The organism is Pararhodobacter sp. SW119 (assembly GCF_017811755.1).
Taxonomy (GTDB): domain Bacteria; phylum Pseudomonadota; class Alphaproteobacteria; order Rhodobacterales; family Rhodobacteraceae; genus Pararhodobacter.
This window is the reverse complement of record NZ_JADDJF010000167.1, coordinates 1-845: the sequence shown is the minus strand read 5'-3', so window position 1 is coordinate 845 and position 845 is coordinate 1. Positions and strand designations below refer to the sequence as shown.

Here is an 845-nt window from a genome sequence, read left to right as displayed (position 1 = left end):
TCCTCCTCGAGACCGGTCCCATTGGTGAGCCTGAGACATGTCTTTGCGGTTGCGCCATGCATTTATTCTACTTATTGTTAGGTAGAATTACCTGCGAGGACCCCGATGATGCGGGCGCACGCAACACAAGACGAGTCTCGCGCTGCCTTGGGCGCGGGTGAGGCGCGTCGCCTTCAGATCCTCGACATCGCCGCCCGGCACTTTCGCACGCGCGGGTACGCGGCGGTCTCCATGCGCGACATCGCGACCGAGGCCGGGATGCGCACACCAAGCCTCTACTATCATTTCCCGTCGAAGGACGACCTGGTCATCGCCGTGATGGATCGCGGAATCGCCGTCGTGCGCGAGACGGTCGTGGCAGCGCTCGACGCCCTGCCGCCTGACGCGGGAACGAAACATCGGCTCGTCAAGGCCATGCGAGCCCATCTGCATGCTTTGCACAGTCTGAGCGACTATACCTCGGCCAATGTCAGAATATTCGGGCAACTCCCCGAAGCATTGCGCAGCGCAAACCTGCCCGAACGGCGCGCCTACCAGGCAATCTGGTCCGAGCTTCTGGCACCAACTTGTGTGGCCGACCGGAGCCGTCTGCCCGAACGCGTGGCCATCTTCATCGGTGCGATGAACGCGACCCTGGAATGGGTAGATCCCGCGCGGAGCGACCTTGAGGCATTGGCCGATCATTTGGCTCAGGTGCTGCTCAATAATGTGCTGGAGGACGTCAGCGAATGAAATTCGAGACGGCGATCCGCCCCGATAGCCCGCAGTTCGTCGCGAACGCTGCGGCTTTCCGGGCGCAAACAGAACTTCTGCACGCACGTCTGGCCGAGGTGACGCAGGGCGGG

General features: G+C 62.2%; 1 protein-coding gene. It reads left to right on the top strand.

The window, feature by feature from the left end; genetic code table 11:
• Positions 1 to 108: 108 nt before the first annotated feature.
• Positions 109 to 732: a TetR/AcrR family transcriptional regulator gene (locus tag IM708_RS21075; RefSeq protein WP_209428507.1), complete on the top strand. Its 624-nt coding sequence runs from the start codon at positions 109 to 111 to the stop codon at positions 730 to 732.
• Positions 733 to 845 lie beyond the last annotated feature (113 nt).

Coding starts and splice junctions, on each gene's coding strand:
- IM708_RS21075 (WP_209428507.1), top strand. CDS start 109: ATGCGGGCGCACGCAACACAAGACGAGTCTCGCGCTGCCTTGGGCGCG.